We start from the raw sequence: 16,495 nt of genomic DNA on the forward strand, positions 1-16,495 counted from the left end.
GTGCTCAGTCGCCGGTAGCGACACCGGCGCGGCCGCGCAGCCGGGCGACGAAGTAGAACGCGACCACCACCGCCCAGGACAGCAGGCTGAGCCACAGCTGACTGCGCGCCGCGCGATCGAACGCCATCTGCACCAGCACCGCGGTGATTCCGGTCAGGGTGAGGATCGACAGCACCGGGAAAAACCACATCTTCACCGTCAGTCTTTCGGCAGGCGTGCGGCGGCGCAGGATGATCTGCGACAGCGCGATCAGCCAGTAGACGAACAAGATGACGGCGCCAGATGAGTTGAGCAGGAACAGGAATACCGTGTGCGGCGCGACCCACGCCATGAGGACGCACCCGAATCCGACGGCCGACGAGCACAGGATCGAGAGGTCCGGGACGCCGCGCCCGCTCAGCTTGACCAACCGCATCGGCGCCTCGCCCCGCTCGGCGAGCACGAACAGCATGCGCGACGCCGTGTAAAGCCCGGAGTTCAAGCACGACAGCACCGCGGTGAGCACGACAGCGTTCATCACCTGATCCGCTCCGGGCAGGCCCATGTGCTTGAGCGCGGCCACGTACGGCGAGGCGCCGCGCTGCACGGAGTCCCACGGCAGGATCACGACGAGCAGAAAGACCGAGCCGACGAAGAAGATGCCGATGCGCGCCACGACCGACCTGGTCGCCTTTTGGACCGCGAGCTCGGGGTCGCGGCTTTCCGCCGCGGCGACGGTGACGATCTCGGCTCCCACCATGGAGAAGATCACCACCACGATGGCGGCGAACACCGCGCCCACGCCGTGCGGAAAGAATCCGCCGTGTGCATGCAGGTTGGCCAGGCCCCCGTGATGGCCCGGCATCAGCCCCAGGACATACGCCGCTCCGGTGGCGAGGAAAACCGCGATCGCCGCGACTTTGATTCCGGCGAACCAGAATTCGAACTCCCCGAAGGACGAGACCGAGAACAGGTTGGTCGCGGTCATCAACACCATCAGGCCCAGCGACAGCACCCACAGGGGCGCGTGAAACCAGTAGGTGAGGACCCTTCCGCCGGCGACCGCCTCAAAGCCCACCACGATCACCCAGAAGTACCAATACAGCCAGGCGACCGAAAACCCCGCCCAGCGGCCCAGGGCGGTGGCAGCGTAGTCGGCGAACGATCCGGTCGACGGGTTCGCGGCCGCCATCTCACCCAGCATCCGCATGACCAGGACGACGAGCAGACCGCACAGGGCGTAGGTGAGGAATGCGGCCGGTCCGGTGTCCTTGATCACCACGCCCGATCCCACGAACAAGCCGGCACCGATCACGCCGCCGAGGGCGATCATGCTCAGTTGCCGCTGCGACAGCCCTTGGCGCAGTTGCGAAGTGCTGGCCATGGCGAGCCACCTCCTGCGCGCATCCCGGTGTTGGTTATCAACCACAGCACATCGGGCGCGGGGACACCAGCCGGGGCGCGATCAGAGCGCTTCGATGCGTCCGGCGAGCAACGCCGTCCATTCCGCGAGATACCGGTCGTCCGCTACGCGGCCCTCCGGCTGGTGAAACAGTCTGGATGGCAAGCGCGCTCCGAGGATGCCGTTGACGCCGAGCGCGGCCAGCACTGCGCAGTCTTCTTGGGTCAGCGTCGGCGCCCAGGCGGCGATCCAGTCGGCCAGTTCCGCATTGAGCCCGTCGATGAGCGCGGCATAGGCGGTGTCGAGTCGGGCCGATTGGCCGGCAGGTGTGCGGGCCGCGATCTGGAGCAGTTGGATTTCTTCGTCGACCACGCTGAGCAGGTAACGGCCCAATACGGTCAGTTCGGCGCGCAGGTCACCCAGCCCGGCGAACAACGAGCGGATGTCGCGCATTGCGCTGCGACGGTCCAATTGCCGGTCGATGCCCGCGTCGAGCAGAGCGTCCTTGGATTTGAAATGGCGGTACAGCGCTCCCGATCCCGGCGCCAGCCCGGCCGCGGCTTCGATCTGCGACACGCTGGTCGCCTCAAATCCCTTGGCGCCGAACAGCCGCATCGCTTCGACGACCAGCCGTTCCCGGGTACGCGCCGGTGCAGTCATTGACCTCTCCAAAGTGATCACTTACATTTAGCAAGATACTACTTTACTACGGGCCTAGGCCGCGGGAGGACTGGATGTCGCAGCACGACGGCTCCGTGCCACGCGGCCGCATCAGGCGCACCATGCCGCTGGCCGGCTTCACCGCCCGTGCGGCCGGTGGGCGGCTGGTGGCCGGGTTACGGGAAAAGGCCGGTGACGATTGCGCGGTCGAACGATTCCACGAGCGCACGGCCGAGCGTTATGCCGAACTGCTGGGCCACTCCAAGGGCGTGCTGATGAAGGCCGGCCAGATTCTGTCCATGGTCGACGCACGGGCGCTGGGCACCGGAGGCTATTGGCCGTATCAAAAGGCCTTGGCCCGGCTGCAAGCCGATGCACCGCCGATGCATGCCACGCTGGTCAGAAAAGTCCTGCACGACGAACTGGGTTCTGCTGTCCGGCATTTCGCCGAGTTCTCCGAGGAGCCGATGGCCGCCGCTTCGGTCGGTCAGGTGCACCGCGCAGTGCTGCGGGACGGCCGCGAGGTCGTCGTGAAGATTCAATATCCCGGTGTGGCTCAGGCGATCCGAGACGACCTGGCCAATACTGAGCTTGTCGCCACGTTTATGCGGTTTGTGGTTGCGGCGTCGGGAATGAAGGTCGACATCCGGGCCCTCGCGCGCGAAGCGTCAGCGCGGATTGCCGAAGAGGTTGACTACCGTCACGAAGCCGACATGATCACCGCCTTCAGTGAGCTGTATCGCGGTCACCCGTTCATCCGAGTCCCCGACGTCGTATCCGAAGCATCCGGTGACCGCGTGCTGACGATGACCTATCTCGACGGATGGGACTACCCGACGGCGCAACAGGCCGACCAAGACCTCAAAAACACCTGGGCCGAGGTGATGACAAGATTTATGAACGGCAACTTCCGGCACGCCAACTTGGTGCACGCCGATCCGCATCCTGGGAATTACCGATTCAACCGCGACGGTACCGTCGGCTTTCTCGACTACGGTTGCGCATCGATCTTCCCCGAAACGCAGCGCTGGCTATGGGTTTCGTTTCTGCGCACTGCGGTCGAGGAGCGGACGAGGAACAGCCACGAATTGCTGACCAAACTGCGCTTTATCACTCCTGAGACAAGTCTGACTGACGACGAACTGAGGGAATGGATCTCGTACACGAACTATCCGATGACCCAAGCGCAACCGGTTACGTTCACGTCCGATGCCGTCGCGCGGGTCGTCGGCGGATTTTTCGACGTTCGCGACCGCGATCACCCGGTCGCAAAGATCGCTGTGCCGCCAGAACATGTTTTCACTTCTCGGATCGTTCTCGCCTTCAACAGTGTCGCCGCGGGCTTGCAAGCGACTCTGCCCATCCGGGCCATCTTTGACGACATGGACGGTGTGACCGAACCCATCACCGAACTGGGCAAGCTGCACCACGCCTGGGTCCGCGAGCGCGGTCTACCCGGAGCATTGGACCACCATGACCACCCCTGACACCCAAGCCACCGCACGCCTACCGTGGGCTCCCGCCGACCCTTACCCGTTCTACGAAGCATGCCGCCGCGAAGGGGATGTGATCTGGAACGACACCGCCGCAGCATGGCTTGTCCTCGGCTACCATCCCGCGCGGCAGATCCTCGGCGGAACAGGCTGGACCAGCGACCCGCTGGCGAACTCGAACGCCCCGCTCGGCACCTTGGCCGCCGATCCAGACATGCTGCGACGCAACATGTTGTTCGCTGACGGCGCGAGCCATGACCGGCTACGCGGCGCGGTTCGCGACGTCTTCACCCGATCATTCATCACCGGACTCCAAGAGGGTGTCGATGCCATCGCCGCCCAGACGATCGACCTTCTTCCCGCCAGAGAAGACTTCGACTTCATGGCCCGGATCGCGTTGCCGTTGCCCATCGCGATCGCGGCGGCGTGGCTGGGACTGGACGTTGACTCGACGCGACTGCTACGTGCGGAGTCGCCGGCGATCAGCCGAATGTTGGGCGATTTCAACGATGTCGATGCCGTCGAATCGGGAACCGCCGCCCTCGCGACCCTGCTGACCGAATTCCTTCCGCTGGCCGCCGACCGTCGCCGCCATCCCGGCGACGACCTGTTGAGTTTCATCAGCGCCGAACCCAACCTAGAGCTCGACGACGTCGTCATCACCGCGATCGTGATCGCCATAGCCGGCCACGAAACTACCGCAAACCTATTGGGCTCGGCCATGGTTCGGCTCCTGACTCCCACTGCGGACGGCGTTAGACCGATCGACACCATCGACTCTGTCAACGACGTCCTTGTCACGGAGCTGCTACGCCTCGAGGGTCCGGTGCAGGCCGTCACACGCACCGCCACCCAGGACCACATCATCGACAACATCGCGGTTCGCGCGGGCGAACCGGCGCTCGTCGTGCTCGCCGCCGCCAATCGAGACCCGGTCGTCTACAACGAGGCCAACCAATTCCAGGCCGACCGGCGAGGGCCGGCGCCACTCGCCTTCGGCTACGGCGCGCACTATTGCGTCGGTGCAGCACTTGCGCGACTTGAGATGGTCATCGCGTTACGACACATCCTGGCGCGCCGGCCCGAGCTGTGCGGGGCGCCGATTTGGCGGGACAACCCGGCCATCCGCGGACCCCAAACACTCCGCTGCGTTTTCAGCGTCCGTTAAAGATACAAGTCGCGCTCGCGGATCAGCGCGGTGGCGATCACGCTAATGACCGCTGTCGCAACCAAATACCCGCACGCCAGCCACGGCGCCCCGCCGAGGGCGGCGATCAACGCCGTCAGGATCATCGGGGTGACCCCGGACGCGTAGATTCCCGAGACCTGGTAGACGAACGACAGGCCCGTGTAGCGGGTGTTCGTGGGGTACAGCGCGGAGTACAGCGTGCCCTGCGCCCCGTAGAAAAGGGCGTGCACGACGCCGAAGACGATGATCATCGCCAGGCCGAACCACAGCAGCTTCCTGGTGCCGAACAGTGCGAACGCGGGGAAGGCCGTCAGGCCGTAGCAGGCGATGCCCACCAGGTACACCCGTCGCGCACCGAAGCGCTCGGTCAATCGTCCCGAAATCGGCAGCAGCACAGCCATCAACAACGCGGCGATGGTCACGGCGACCAGGACCGAGACCCGATTCAGTCCCAGCGCTCCCGTCGCGTAGCTGATCGCGAAGACGCCCCAGGTGTTGAACGCCGAGCCTTCCGCCCACCGCGACAGCAACCCGAGCAGCGTGTTGCGCCGCGAGCGGGGCTCGCGCACGATGTCGCGGATCGGCACGGTGGACGCGGCCTGCAAATCTTGCAGCTCCCGGAATGCGGGAGTCTCGTCGACCCGCAACCGCACCACGATGCCGATCACGACCAACAACAGACTCAGCATGAAGCCGATGCGCCAGCCGTACGCGAGGAATCGGCTCGGCCCCAACACAATCTGCAAGAACGCGAAGATGCCCGTGCCCATGGCCAGCCCGAGCGCCAGCCCGACTTGTGGGACGGCACCATAGCGGCCGCGCCGGTCGTCGGGGCTGTGTTCGACGGCCAACAGCACCGCGCCGCCCCACTCGCCGCCGAGCGCGAAACCCTGCAGCACGCGCAACACCAGCAGCAGCACCGGCGCCCACGCCCCGATCTGCGCGGCGGTCGGCAACAGCCCGATCAACGCCGTCGCGCCGCCCATGATGAGCATGGTCAACGCCAGGCTGCGCTTGCGACCGATCTTGTCACCGATGTGACCGAACACCACGCCCCCGATGGGCCGCATGACAAAGCCGACGGCGAAGGTCGCGAACGCCAATAGCGTTCCCACCAAGGAACTTTCATTCGGAAAGAACACCTTATTGAAGACCAGTCCGGCCGCGGTGGCATACAGGAAGAAGTCGTACCACTCGACCGTGGTCCCCAACAGGCTCGCCGCGACGACGATGCGCAACCGCCGGCGCTGCTGCTCGGAGCTTTCACCGACTGGATACGCGTCGGCTGACGCGGCGGCGGGTGGCGCCGCGGGCAACGTGGCTGCCATGACCCTCAGTGCGCCGACGCGACCGCGAAGGGTGTCGCCCCGGACGGGTGCGTCTGGCGGTTGGGGTGGCGCCACAATCCCATCCGCTCCAGAATCGGCAATACGCCCTCGCCGAACCAGTAGGCCTCTTCCAGATGCGGATAACCCGACAGGATGAAGTGGGTGATCCCCAATTTGGCGTATTCGGCCAGCCGCTCGGCGACCTCGGCGTGCGACCCGACCAGGGCGGTGCCGGCTCCCCCACGCACCAGGCCCACGCCGGCCCACAGGTTCGGCGCGACCAGCAACTTGCTGCTGTCACCGCCGTGCAGCTCCCGCATGCGGCGCTGGCCCTCGGATTCGCTGCGCGCCAAGCTGTCCTGGACCCGTGCGATGTCGGCCGGGTCGATCGCCGCCAGCAATCGGTCGGCCTCCGCCCACGCTTCGGCGGACGTATCACGGCTGATCACGTGAATCCGTAAGCCGTATCGGAGAATTCGACCGGCGTCGACAGCCAGCCCACGGACCCAGTCCAGCTTTTCGGCGACCGCCGGGAGCGGCTCGCCCCAGGTGAGATATACGTCGGAGTGCTTGGCCGCGACCGGCCCCGCGGCCGCCGACGACCCGCCGAAGAACACCCGCGGTATCGGGTTGGGCGGGTTGTTCAGTTGCGCGCCTTCGACCCGGATGTGCTCGCCGGAAAAGGTGACCGGCTCGTTGGAGGTCCACAGTTGCCGCACCACATGCAAGAACTCGGCGGTGCGGGCGTAGCGCGCCTCTTTGTCCAGGAAGTCCCCGTGGGCCCGCTGCTCGTGTGGTTCGCCACCGGTGACGACATTGAGCAGCAGCCGTCCGTCCGAGTGTCGCTGGAAGGTCCCGGCCATCTGGGCCGCCAGGGTGGGACTGAGCAGCCCGGGCCGAAACGCGACCAGAAATTTCAGGGTCTCGGTCGATTCGACCAGCATCGCCGTCGTCAACCACGCGTCCTCACACCACAATCCGGTGGGGGTGAGGACCGCCTCGAACCCGTTGTCTTCGGCGGCCGTACAGATCTGGTGCAGATACCGCAGCGTGGCGGGCCGGTCGCCGGACATCGACGTGCCGTGCCCGCCCGCGACCAGATTCCGCGAATCGCCGTAGGTCGGCAGAAACCAATGAAACGCGAGACTCACGTCACAATCCTCTTTCGCCCCTGTGCACAGAAAGCTCCATCCTTCGCAATCCACGGCCGTCGGGCGAGGGTTGAAACCTTCGAGATTGCATTCCCGGCACGGGGGTCTGCCGCTGCGCCAGAAGGCAATACGATCGCAATGTTTCCGGTGGTGGCAAGCCTTCGTCGCCACCGCTACGATGTGAGCCGACGCCGCAACCCGGCGCGAAGGGTGACCGCGCCGGATCAAGGCCCGACGCCCGTAAAGATCACCGCATCGTGACCGAAAGGTCACGCCAGATCACACAATGCTTCCAATACGGCGTGGCTCGGCGGGTAATCCCCGCTCCGGGCGGCATCATTGCGATCATGCCTGACCTCACACGCCGGGCGGTGCTCCGGATGGGCGCCGGTGCCAGCCTCGGAGCCGCCGGCGTGTACGCGTTCAGCTCGCTGCTGGCCGCCGAGACGTCGCAGGCCGCGACGCTGCCGCAAGCTCCCGCCCCGTTCGAGCCGCCGACGGCGGGCAGCGCCCTGCCGAACAGACTCACCGGGTCGTTCGTGTCGGCCGCCCGTGGGGGGATCAAGACCAACTACGTGATCGCCATGCCGCCCGGCCAGAGCAAGATGTTGCGTCCGGTGATCGCGCTGCACGGTGTGGACGGCGACGCCAACCAGATGATCGACATGGGCGTGCCCGACGGGCTGGCCCGGCTGGCCAAGGAGGGCAAGCCGCCGTTCGCGGTCGTCGGCGTCGACGGCGGCAACACCTACTGGCACAAAAGGACTTCCGGCGAGGACTCGGGCGCGATGGTGCTCGACGAGCTGCTGCCCATGCTGTCCACGATGGGTTTCGACACGTCCCGGGTCGGCTTCATGGGCTGGTCGATGGGCGGATACGGGGCGCTTCGTCTGGGCGCCAAGTTGGGCCCGTCCCGGACCGCCGGAATCTGCGCCATCAGCCCGGCCCTGTACACGTCGTACGCGACGAGCGCCCCCGGCGCATTCGACAGCAACGAGGACTTCGTGCAGAACAGCGTGATGGGTTTACCGGCGCTGAATTCCATTCCGCTGCGCGTGGATTGCGGCAATTTCGACCGCTTCTATTTCGCCACAAAGCAATTCGTCTACCAGTTGAAGACGCCACCGGCGGGCAGCTTCTCGCTCGGCGGCCACGACGTCGCCTACTGGCGCAGCCAACTACCCGGCGAACTGGCCTGGATGGCGACCTGAGCCAACGATGACACTTCGGGAGGAATCAGTCGCCGGCAGCCCACACCGCGTGGGGCGGCGGACTTCCCGAAGGGGATTCCGGCCCGACATCGAAGGACTGCGCGCCGTCGCGGTGATCGCCGTCGTGCTCTACCACGCCGGCATCCCCGGGGTCAGCGGCGGCTACATCGGGGTGGACGTCTTTTTCGTCATCTCCGGCTTCCTCATCACCGGGCTGCTCTTTCGGGAAGCGGCCACCACGAATACCGTGGCGCTGGGCCGGTTTTACGGTGCGCGCGCCCGACGGCTGCTGCCGGCCGCGGCCATCGTCGGCACCGTCACCGCGATCGCCGCCGCCGCGGTGCTGCCGCCGCTGCAGGCCCGCAGCGTGTTCCTCGACGGCATCGCCAGCGCGCTGTACGTCGGCAACTACCGATTCGCCCTGCACGGCACCGACTACCTGACCACCGACGCGCCGTCGCCGTTCCAGCACTATTGGTCGCTGGGCGTTGAGGAGCAGTTCTACCTGGTGTGGCCGATGCTGATCATCGCCACCGCGTGGTTGGCACGGCGCCTCCCGCTCCTGCGCGGCACCGCGAAGCGCGCGGCGCCGTACGCGGCGGTCCTCGCGGTGGTGGCCGCCGCGTCGCTGACGGCCGGCGCGCTGTGGACCCACACGTCGCCGTCGTGGGCGTTCTTCTCGCTGCCGACCCGGGCCTGGGAACTGGCGGCCGGCGGCCTGGTGGCGCTGTCGATCGAGCAGTGGCGCCGCTTGTCGCTGCTGACCGCGTCGATCGTCGGCTGGGGCGGTGTGGCGTTGATCCTGCTGACCTGCACCCAACTCAACGCCCACACCCCCTACCCCGGAACCGAGGCGATGCTGCCCGTGCTGGGCACCGCGCTGATCATCGGCGGCGGCGCCGTCACCGGCGGACTCGGGCCCGGCCGGCTGCTGTGCCGCCCCGCGATGCGCGCCATCGGCCGAATCTCCTACTCGTGGTACCTGTGGCACTGGCCGGTGCTGCTGCTGATGCCGGCGCTGCTCGGCGAGCCGGCGGGGCTACCGGCCCGGCTGAGCGCGACGGCCGTGTCCGCCGGACTGGCCGTCATCACCCTGCATCTGGTGGAAAACCCCGGCCGCTTCGCCGCCGCCCTGCGCCGATCGGCGAAAGTCAGCCTGGTCGTGGCGGGGGGCGCCAGCGCCGCCACCGCGTGCGCATGCATGCTGCTGCTCAACGTGATCCCCGCGCCCGTGGGCCATGGGGTTGCGGCGCCGCGGGCCAACATCGTCGCGGCGCCCCCGGCCGGCGTCCCCGCCGTCAGCCCGCAGGAAGCCGCGGTCCGTCAGGCCTTCGACCAGGCGCACGTCATCCTCGCGGGGGCCGCCGTCCTGCGCGCCGTCCCGTCGAACCTCGACCCGCCGCTGGACAAGGCGCCGGCCGACAAGGCCGCGGTGTTCGTCAACGGCTGTGTGCGGTCCTGGCGTGACGTCGGCCAAAGCGAATGCGCGACCGGTGACACCGGCTCGCCGACGACCGTGGCCCTGATCGGCGACTCGCACGCCGCCATGTGGAACCCCGCGTTCGAGCAGCTCGCCGAGCAACGGCACTGGCGGCTGGAGACGCTGGCCAAGGTGACCTGCCCGCTGCAGGACCTGCACATCATGAGCCCGTATCTGGGCCGCGAGTACACCGAATGCGAACAGTGGCGCGCCCAGATCATGGCCCGGATGAACGCCGAACACCCGCGGCTGGTGGTGCTGGACATGAGTCGGCGCTACGGCGGGGACTTCGGCTTCACCTCCTACGACCCGGCGTGGATCGACACCCTGGGACGCACCGTGGCGCAATTGCGCGGCACCGGCGCCACCGTCCTGGTGCTGGGGCCCGCCGCCGATCCGCATTCGTCCGGGCCGACCTGCCTGTCCGCGCACCTCGATGACGCAACCGCTTGTGCGCCAACGCGATCCGCGGCCGTCAACGACGACGGGATCGCCGCCGAGCGCGACGCGACCGTCGGCAACGGCGGGCACTACGCCGACCTGACCGACCTGTTCTGCGCCCCCGACCGCTGCCCGCTGATCGTCGGCAACACCCTGGTGTTCCGCGATGACAACCACGTGACGACCGAGTACGCGCGGCTGCTGGCGCCCGTGATGGGTGTGCTGGTGGACCGCGCCGTGGCGGACGGGTGAACGGCAATGAACTACTCGCGGCGGACGAACGTCAGATCAGTGAAGGGTTCTTGGAGGTTTTAGATGATGTCTCCACTGCTGCTGGTCTGCATCGCAGTCGCTGCGCCCTTCGCCGGAGTCGGCCTGCTCCACCTGCAGGATCGCCTGGAGCGGTGGGACTACGAGCGCCACGCGGAAGACTAGAACGCCCGTAGCAAAGTAACGTTGCGGGTAAATCGGCATGGATCAGGTCGAGTTCTACGCGTTTGTGCTGATGTTTTGCACCCCTCACGCCCGCATGCTGGCTAACATGATCAGCATTGATCCGCCGGCGGACATGCCGCTGCTGAACTGGAGCGAGCTGAGCGTGAGCGAGCTGCCCACTGGAACCGTGACGTTGCTGCTCGCCGACGTCGAGGGCTCGACGCGATTGTGGGAAACCCAGTCCGACACGATGACAACCGCGCTGGAACAGCTCAACCACACCGTGAACGATCTGGTCGCCAGCTACGGCGGCGTGCGGCCCGTCGAACAGGGTGAGGGCGACAGCTTCGTGGTCGCGTTCGCGCGCGCCAGCGACGCCGTCGCGTGCGCACTGGAGTTGCAGCTAACCGTGCAGCCGCCGATCCGCATCCGCATCGGCCTGCACACCGGGGAGATCCAACTGCGCGACGCCGGCAACTACGCCGGGCCCACCATCAACCGGACCGCACGGCTGCGCGACCTCGCCCACGGGGGGCAGACCGTGCTGTCCGGCGCGACCGAGCCGTTGGTGATCGACCGACTACCCCCCGATGCCTGGCTGACCGAGCTGGGCGAGCACCCACTGCGGGATCTGCCGCGGCCAGAACGGGTCGTACAACTCAACCATCCCGGTCTGCGCAACGACTTCCCCCCGTTGCGATCGGCGAATGACGTTGCCAGTTCCCGTCTTCCGAGCCAGTTGACCACCTTCGTCGGCCGCAGCACCCAGATCAGTGACATCGGGCAGATCTTGCGGGCCAACAGGCTGGTGACCCTGACCGGGGCGGGCGGTGTCGGAAAGACACGGCTGGCGGTACAGGTCGCCGACCTGATCGCCGGCGAGTTCGACTGCGGCGCTTGGTTTGTCGATCTTGCCCCGGTGACCAATCCCCTCGTCGTACCCGTGACGGTGGCGCGGACCTTGGGGCTGCCCGACCAGCCGGGCCGCTCCACCATGGAGACGCTGTCGAGGTTCGTCCGCAACCGAAAGATGTTGCTGATCCTCGATAATTGCGAGCACCTGCTCGATGCCAGCGCGGCCCTGGCCATCGCCCTCCTCGATGCTGGCCCGGATGTCACCGTGCTAGCGACCAGCCGGGAGCCGATCGGCATCGCCGGAGAACTGACGTGGCGCGTGCCGTCGCTGTCGGTGGATGGTGAAGCCGTCGATCTGTTCGTCGACCGGGCCCGACGTACGCGTCCGGATTTCCGTCTCACCGAAGATAATTCGGCCGCGATCGTTGAGATCTGCCGGCGTCTGGACGGCATGCCGCTGGCGATCGAGCTCGCCGCGGCGCGTATCCGCACGCTGTCGCTGTCCCAGATCGTCGACGGGCTGCATCACAACTTTCGCCTGCTCGCCGGAGGCGCGCGCACCGCGGTCCGCCGTCAACAGACGCTGCGCGCCTCCATCGACTGGTCGCACGCCATGCTCACCGAGCCCGAGCGCATCCTGTTTCGCCGCCTGGCCGTGTTCATGGGCGGCTTCGATCTCGATGCCGCCCACGCGGTGGGCGCCGACGCGGACGTCGAGCACTTTCAGCTCGTCGATCAGCTCGGACTGCTCGTCGACAAATCGCTGATCGTCACCGAGGAAGTCGACGGCATGATGCGCTACCGCCTGCTGGAGACCGTCCGTCAGTACGGTTTGGAAAAGCTGGCGGAGTCGGGCGAAGCCGAGGCGGTGCGGACCCGGCACCGCGACCACTACACCGCGGCCGCCGTGGCGCTGGCGTCGCAGACGCGCGGCGACGGCACGCCGTTGGTCCCCTGGGCCGAACTCGAGATGGACAACCTGCGGGCGGCGCACGGGTGGAGTTGCGACGCCGGCGAGTTCGGGCCGGCGCTGCGGTTGGTGTCGGCGCTGCAGCGGCTATGGGTGTCGCGCGGACGGTTCCGCGAGGGCGTGGCCGGGTTCGCCGCCGTGTTCGACGACGAGCGCTACCGCGACGCGGACGTCGCCGCCGAGGTCTGGATACGGGCGGTCGCCGACGCCGGACTACTGGGTGTCTGGTTCTCCGTCCCGTTCAGCCTGCAACGAGCGGAGGAGGCACTGGCCTCGGCGCGCGCACTCGGCGACCAAGCGCTCGTCGCACATTGCCTGATCACCTGCGGCATGCTGGCGGTCAACAACACCGAGCTGGCAGAACCGTATCTCGCCGAGGGCGTACACCTGGCTCGTGCCTCGAAAGATGCTGCGGCGCTTTGCCACCTGCGCGCCTATCAGAGTTTCGCCGAGGGCGTCGCCGGAAATCCCATCGCTGGGCAGGCGGCCGGCGAGGAGGGGCGTATCCTCGCCGACGCGCTCGGCGAGAGCTTCATGTCGCGGTATAGCCGCACGTTCCTAGGGAGTGCACTAGCAGTACAGGGCAAGCTGGCCGAGGCGCTCCTCGTATTCCGTTCGCTGGTCGAAGAGGCGCGCGCCGCGGCGGACCGCCCAATGGAGACCTTCGGTCTCATCACGATGGCGCAGGCCCTCGCGTACACCGATCCTGGCGCGGCGCGCGCGGCGGCCGAAGCCGGCCTGGAGATTGGCGCCACCCTGGGCGGTTTTCATGAGGACTCGACCTACGTCTCCCTGGCCATTGCCGCACTGGCCGCCGGCGACGCCGCCGCCGCCAAACAGGCCTGCGACGCCGCGTGGCGGCACACGTACCCGCTGAAGGAGCTGTTGACCCGGAGCACGGTGCCGATGGCCGAGGCCGCCATGGGATGCGGCGATCTGGTTGGCGCCCGCCGCTGGGCCGACGATGCCATCGCGGTCGTTCCCGGGAGTTTTCGCGCGTGGGCGCTTCTCGCACGAGGGCGGGTCGCCATTGCCCAGGGTGAGCCGCAGCGGGCCGAACGCGACCTGCACGACGCGATCGAGGTCGCCGAGCGCACCGGCGGGCACCTGCGCCTGCCTGAAGCACTCGAATGCCTCGCCGCCCTGGCCGCCGACACCAACGCCGAGCATGCCGCGCGGCTCCTCGGCGCCGCCGAGGGCATGCGGCAGCGCCATCGCGAAATACGGCTCAGAGTGTTTCAAGCGGATTACGATGCTTCGCTGGCTGCTATACGAGAAGCATTGGGGCAGGAGGAGTTTGAATCCGCCTGGTCCGAGGGCAACGCCCTGTCCACCCCGGAGGCCATCGCCTACACGCAGCGCGGCCGCGGCACGCGCGGTCGCCCAGCCAGCGGATGGGAGTCGCTCACGCCGACCGAGCGCGACGTCGTCCGGCTCGTCAGCGAAGGGTTGCCCAACAGGGACATTGCGACGCGGCTGTTCGTCTCACCACGCACCGTGCAGACCCACCTGACGCACGTCTACGCCAAACTCGCCGTGTCATCGCGGGTCCAGCTCGCCCGGGAGGCGGCCCGTCACGTCGAGAGCTGAGTACGGATGAGCGGTGCGATCTTGTCCGCCATGTACTGATGCCCCGCGTCGTTCGGGTGCACGCCGTCGGGGCCGATCAGGTCGGGCCTGCCGACGAACCAGTGTTCGGCGATCGGGTCGATGAACGTCGCCCCGGCGGCCCCTGCCGCACCGCCGAGGATGTCGCGAATCAGGAACATCGACGGCGGAACGTCGGCGGTCGGCCACGGCGGCCCGATCACCAGCAAACGCGCGGCCGGGGCGAATCGGCGCGCCAGATCCAAAGCGGCGTGGGTCTTTTCGGTCAGCAGCAGAGGATCGATATCCTGGTCGTTGCGGGAGCCGAAGAACACCACCAGCGCGTCATCGGGGTGGACGGCCCTGGCGGTCAGGTCCTCGAAGGTACTGCCGTGGTCGCCGGGCGCGGCGTAACCGGCGCGGCCCTCGGCCGCCACATCGGCCGAAACCCGCGAACCCCGCGCGCCGAGCGTCTGCCACGCCCGCGACGGCCATGACCGCGCGCCCAGGCCGCCTTCATCGGTGCCGGTGGTGTACGAATCCCCGATGACTGCCAGGTGATTGAGCCGGAAGTCCAGCGTCAGCGTCTCGTAAGTGCGCACCTGCGGCGGGTATGCGATGCCCACGCCCCCCAGAAAACTCACCCCAATGAGAAAGGTGGCCAGACGACTCACTCTTACCTCCACTGTCAACGGCATGGTCGGGTGCCGCCATGTACTCATCGAATACTGCCCGCGAATCACGGCCGGGCGCAAAAGCAGCCATCACACCGCGCGGACCGAAATCGCTTCCAGCGGACGGTCGATCGGATGCGGCTTGCCGTTCGTTGACTCACCGGGATCACTTCTCGCGTTCACGGCCCTGACATCGACCATCTTGCGCATCCAACGGCGGGCGGGCTCTTCGACGCCGTGATACAACACGATCGACAGGACCACGGCAATCGCGAGCAGGCCGATGACGTTCCATTTCCACGGGTTGTCCTGCGTTGCGAGCTCGAATTGTTCCACGGCCCAACCCCAGGACGTGTGCACCAATTCGTGAACCATGTACAGGCAGAACGAGATCTGACCGCCGTACACCATCGCCCGCGTCGACAACACCCTCGGTAGGCTCCCCAGGCCGACGGCCAGGGAGATCACCAGCGGAACGAACAACACGTCGACGACGCCGCCGCTGTCGTTTTCCACCACGCCGGATATCGGGTGTGCGCCAAACCAATACAGGACGCCCACCATGGCGGCCAGCAGAAGCAGGGAGATGTACCCCGCGACGCGGCGGCCACGGTCGGTCAGCCGCAGTCTGCGCACGGCGGCACAGGCCAGGGCACCCGCGGTGAACTGCGTGACGATCCGCGGCAGCCAGCTCCACGGCGTGTAGAAGTGGCCGCTGGCCAGCAGCATCACCACGGGGGGCAGCGACGCCGCGAACGCCAGCACCATCAGGCTGCGCGCCCGCGTCGCCTGCTTCATCCGCAACAGCACCAACACCAGCAGGGCGAAGAGGACGTACGCCAGCCATTCCGCACTGATCGACCAGGCCGGCCCGTCCCAACTCGAGTCATCGAAGAACGGCACAAACCACAACTGCACCAACAGGATCTGGCGCACGTAGCTGATCGCGGTGAGCGAAGCGGCGTCCGGCGAGGGCACGTGACCGACATGCAAGGTGAAGATCACCCACAGGGCGGCCAGGTGCAACGTGACCAGATACACCGGCCATACCCGGGCCAGCCGCAGCCACAGGAAGTGCAGGGTCGCGCGGGTCGACCAGGACCGGCCCATCCGGTCGAGATAGTTGTACGTCAGGACGAATCCACTGAGGATGAAGAAGAGGTCGACGCCCTGGGCGCCGCAATTGAGCACGGGGGCCAGCGCATCGCGGAAGTCGGGCGACGCATCCCCGAGCATCGGCCGGAAGTGAAAGAGCACCACCCAGACCGCGGCGACGATACGGAGTCCCGTCAGGGCCTTGATTTCGCCCCGGATCTCTCCGCCCCGCACGCTGCTCTTCCCGTCTGGATCCTGCCGTTCCGTTCTGCCGCTATCGGCTGAGGCGGGCGATCTCGCCATTTCGCAAGCCCCCCGACTGGCAACCGGCAGCCATGGCAGCCTAGCAGCGCAATCGCCGGCATGCGTGGACGGTTGTGGTGTGGCACACGGCCTTCAGCGCCGCCCGGAGCGCCCACGGCGAATTTCGGAGGTTTGCTCCGCCCGGAAACCTCATTCGCTTCTTAGCAAAGAGTTAGGCGTGGCTACCGGTCTCCTTAGGCTTGCGGCCTAGTGTTTAAGGCGGCTTTGGTGAGCGGGGAGGC

The 16,495-nt window shown here is 67.1% G+C and carries 11 protein-coding genes; 5 read left to right on the plus strand and 6 right to left on the minus strand.

Features of this window, described 5'->3' with window-relative positions; all coding sequences use genetic code 11:
• Positions 1-4: 4 nt before the first annotated feature.
• Positions 5-1,363, minus strand: a complete 1,359-nt coding sequence (locus AC0KTM_RS21645; RefSeq protein ID WP_472416640.1) for an amino acid permease — start codon at positions 1,361-1,363, stop codon at positions 5-7.
• An 81-nt stretch (positions 1,364-1,444) separates the two neighbouring features.
• Positions 1,445-2,041, minus strand: a complete 597-nt coding sequence (locus tag AC0KTM_RS21650; protein ID WP_472416642.1) for a TetR/AcrR family transcriptional regulator — start codon at positions 2,039-2,041, stop codon at positions 1,445-1,447.
• A 74-nt stretch (positions 2,042-2,115) separates the two neighbouring features.
• Here AC0KTM_RS21650 and AC0KTM_RS21655 point away from each other — a divergent pair, with 74 nt between their 5' ends.
• On the plus strand, positions 2,116-3,528 hold the full coding sequence (locus AC0KTM_RS21655) for an ABC1 kinase family protein (RefSeq protein WP_472416644.1): 1,413 nt from the start codon (positions 2,116-2,118) through the stop codon (positions 3,526-3,528).
• 220 nt (positions 3,529-3,748) lie between these two features.
• Complete coding sequence (locus tag AC0KTM_RS21660) at positions 3,749-4,702, plus strand: cytochrome P450 (protein WP_472417527.1); 954 nt, start codon at positions 3,749-3,751, stop codon at positions 4,700-4,702.
• Here AC0KTM_RS21660 and AC0KTM_RS21665 read toward each other — a convergent pair.
• Together AC0KTM_RS21665 and AC0KTM_RS21670 are read right to left on the minus strand one after the other, a co-directional pair.
• Entirely contained in the window at positions 4,699-6,051 is a 1,353-nt protein-coding gene (locus tag AC0KTM_RS21665) for an MFS transporter (protein WP_472416646.1), read from the minus strand. The genes AC0KTM_RS21660 and AC0KTM_RS21665 overlap by 4 nt on opposite strands.
• A 5-nt stretch (positions 6,052-6,056) precedes the next feature.
• Complete coding sequence (locus AC0KTM_RS21670) at positions 6,057-7,202, minus strand: LLM class flavin-dependent oxidoreductase (RefSeq protein ID WP_225328804.1); 1,146 nt, start codon at positions 7,200-7,202, stop codon at positions 6,057-6,059.
• A 347-nt stretch (positions 7,203-7,549) separates the two neighbouring features.
• Here AC0KTM_RS21670 and AC0KTM_RS21675 point away from each other — a divergent pair, with 347 nt between their 5' ends.
• The 3 genes from AC0KTM_RS21675 (at position 7,550) to AC0KTM_RS21685 (ending at position 14,184) form a co-directional block, all read left to right on the plus strand.
• The gene (locus tag AC0KTM_RS21675) at positions 7,550-8,413 is read left to right on the plus strand and encodes an alpha/beta hydrolase (RefSeq protein WP_255641572.1); all 864 of its coding nucleotides are present in this window, start codon (positions 7,550-7,552) and stop codon (positions 8,411-8,413) included.
• 49 nt (positions 8,414-8,462) lie between these two features.
• Positions 8,463-10,586, plus strand: coding sequence for an acyltransferase family protein (locus AC0KTM_RS21680; RefSeq protein ID WP_472417529.1), 2,124 nt, complete (start codon positions 8,463-8,465; stop codon positions 10,584-10,586).
• A gap of 277 nt (positions 10,587-10,863) precedes the next feature.
• On the plus strand, positions 10,864-14,184 hold the full coding sequence (locus AC0KTM_RS21685; protein WP_472417531.1) for a helix-turn-helix transcriptional regulator: 3,321 nt from the start codon (positions 10,864-10,866) through the stop codon (positions 14,182-14,184).
• Here the strand turns inward: AC0KTM_RS21685 and AC0KTM_RS21690 are convergent.
• Positions 14,169-14,855: an Rv0518 family GDSL lipase gene (locus AC0KTM_RS21690; protein WP_238956916.1), complete on the minus strand. Its 687-nt coding sequence runs from the start codon at positions 14,853-14,855 to the stop codon at positions 14,169-14,171. The two genes, AC0KTM_RS21685 and AC0KTM_RS21690, sit on opposite strands and share 16 nt — an antisense overlap.
• 90 nt (positions 14,856-14,945) lie before the next feature.
• On the minus strand, positions 14,946-16,184 hold the full coding sequence (locus AC0KTM_RS21695; protein ID WP_225328801.1) for an acyltransferase family protein: 1,239 nt from the start codon (positions 16,182-16,184) through the stop codon (positions 14,946-14,948).
• Positions 16,185-16,495: the final 311 nt, after the last annotated feature.

Source organism: Mycobacterium sp. NTMscope_Eco_3 (genome assembly GCF_976985685.1).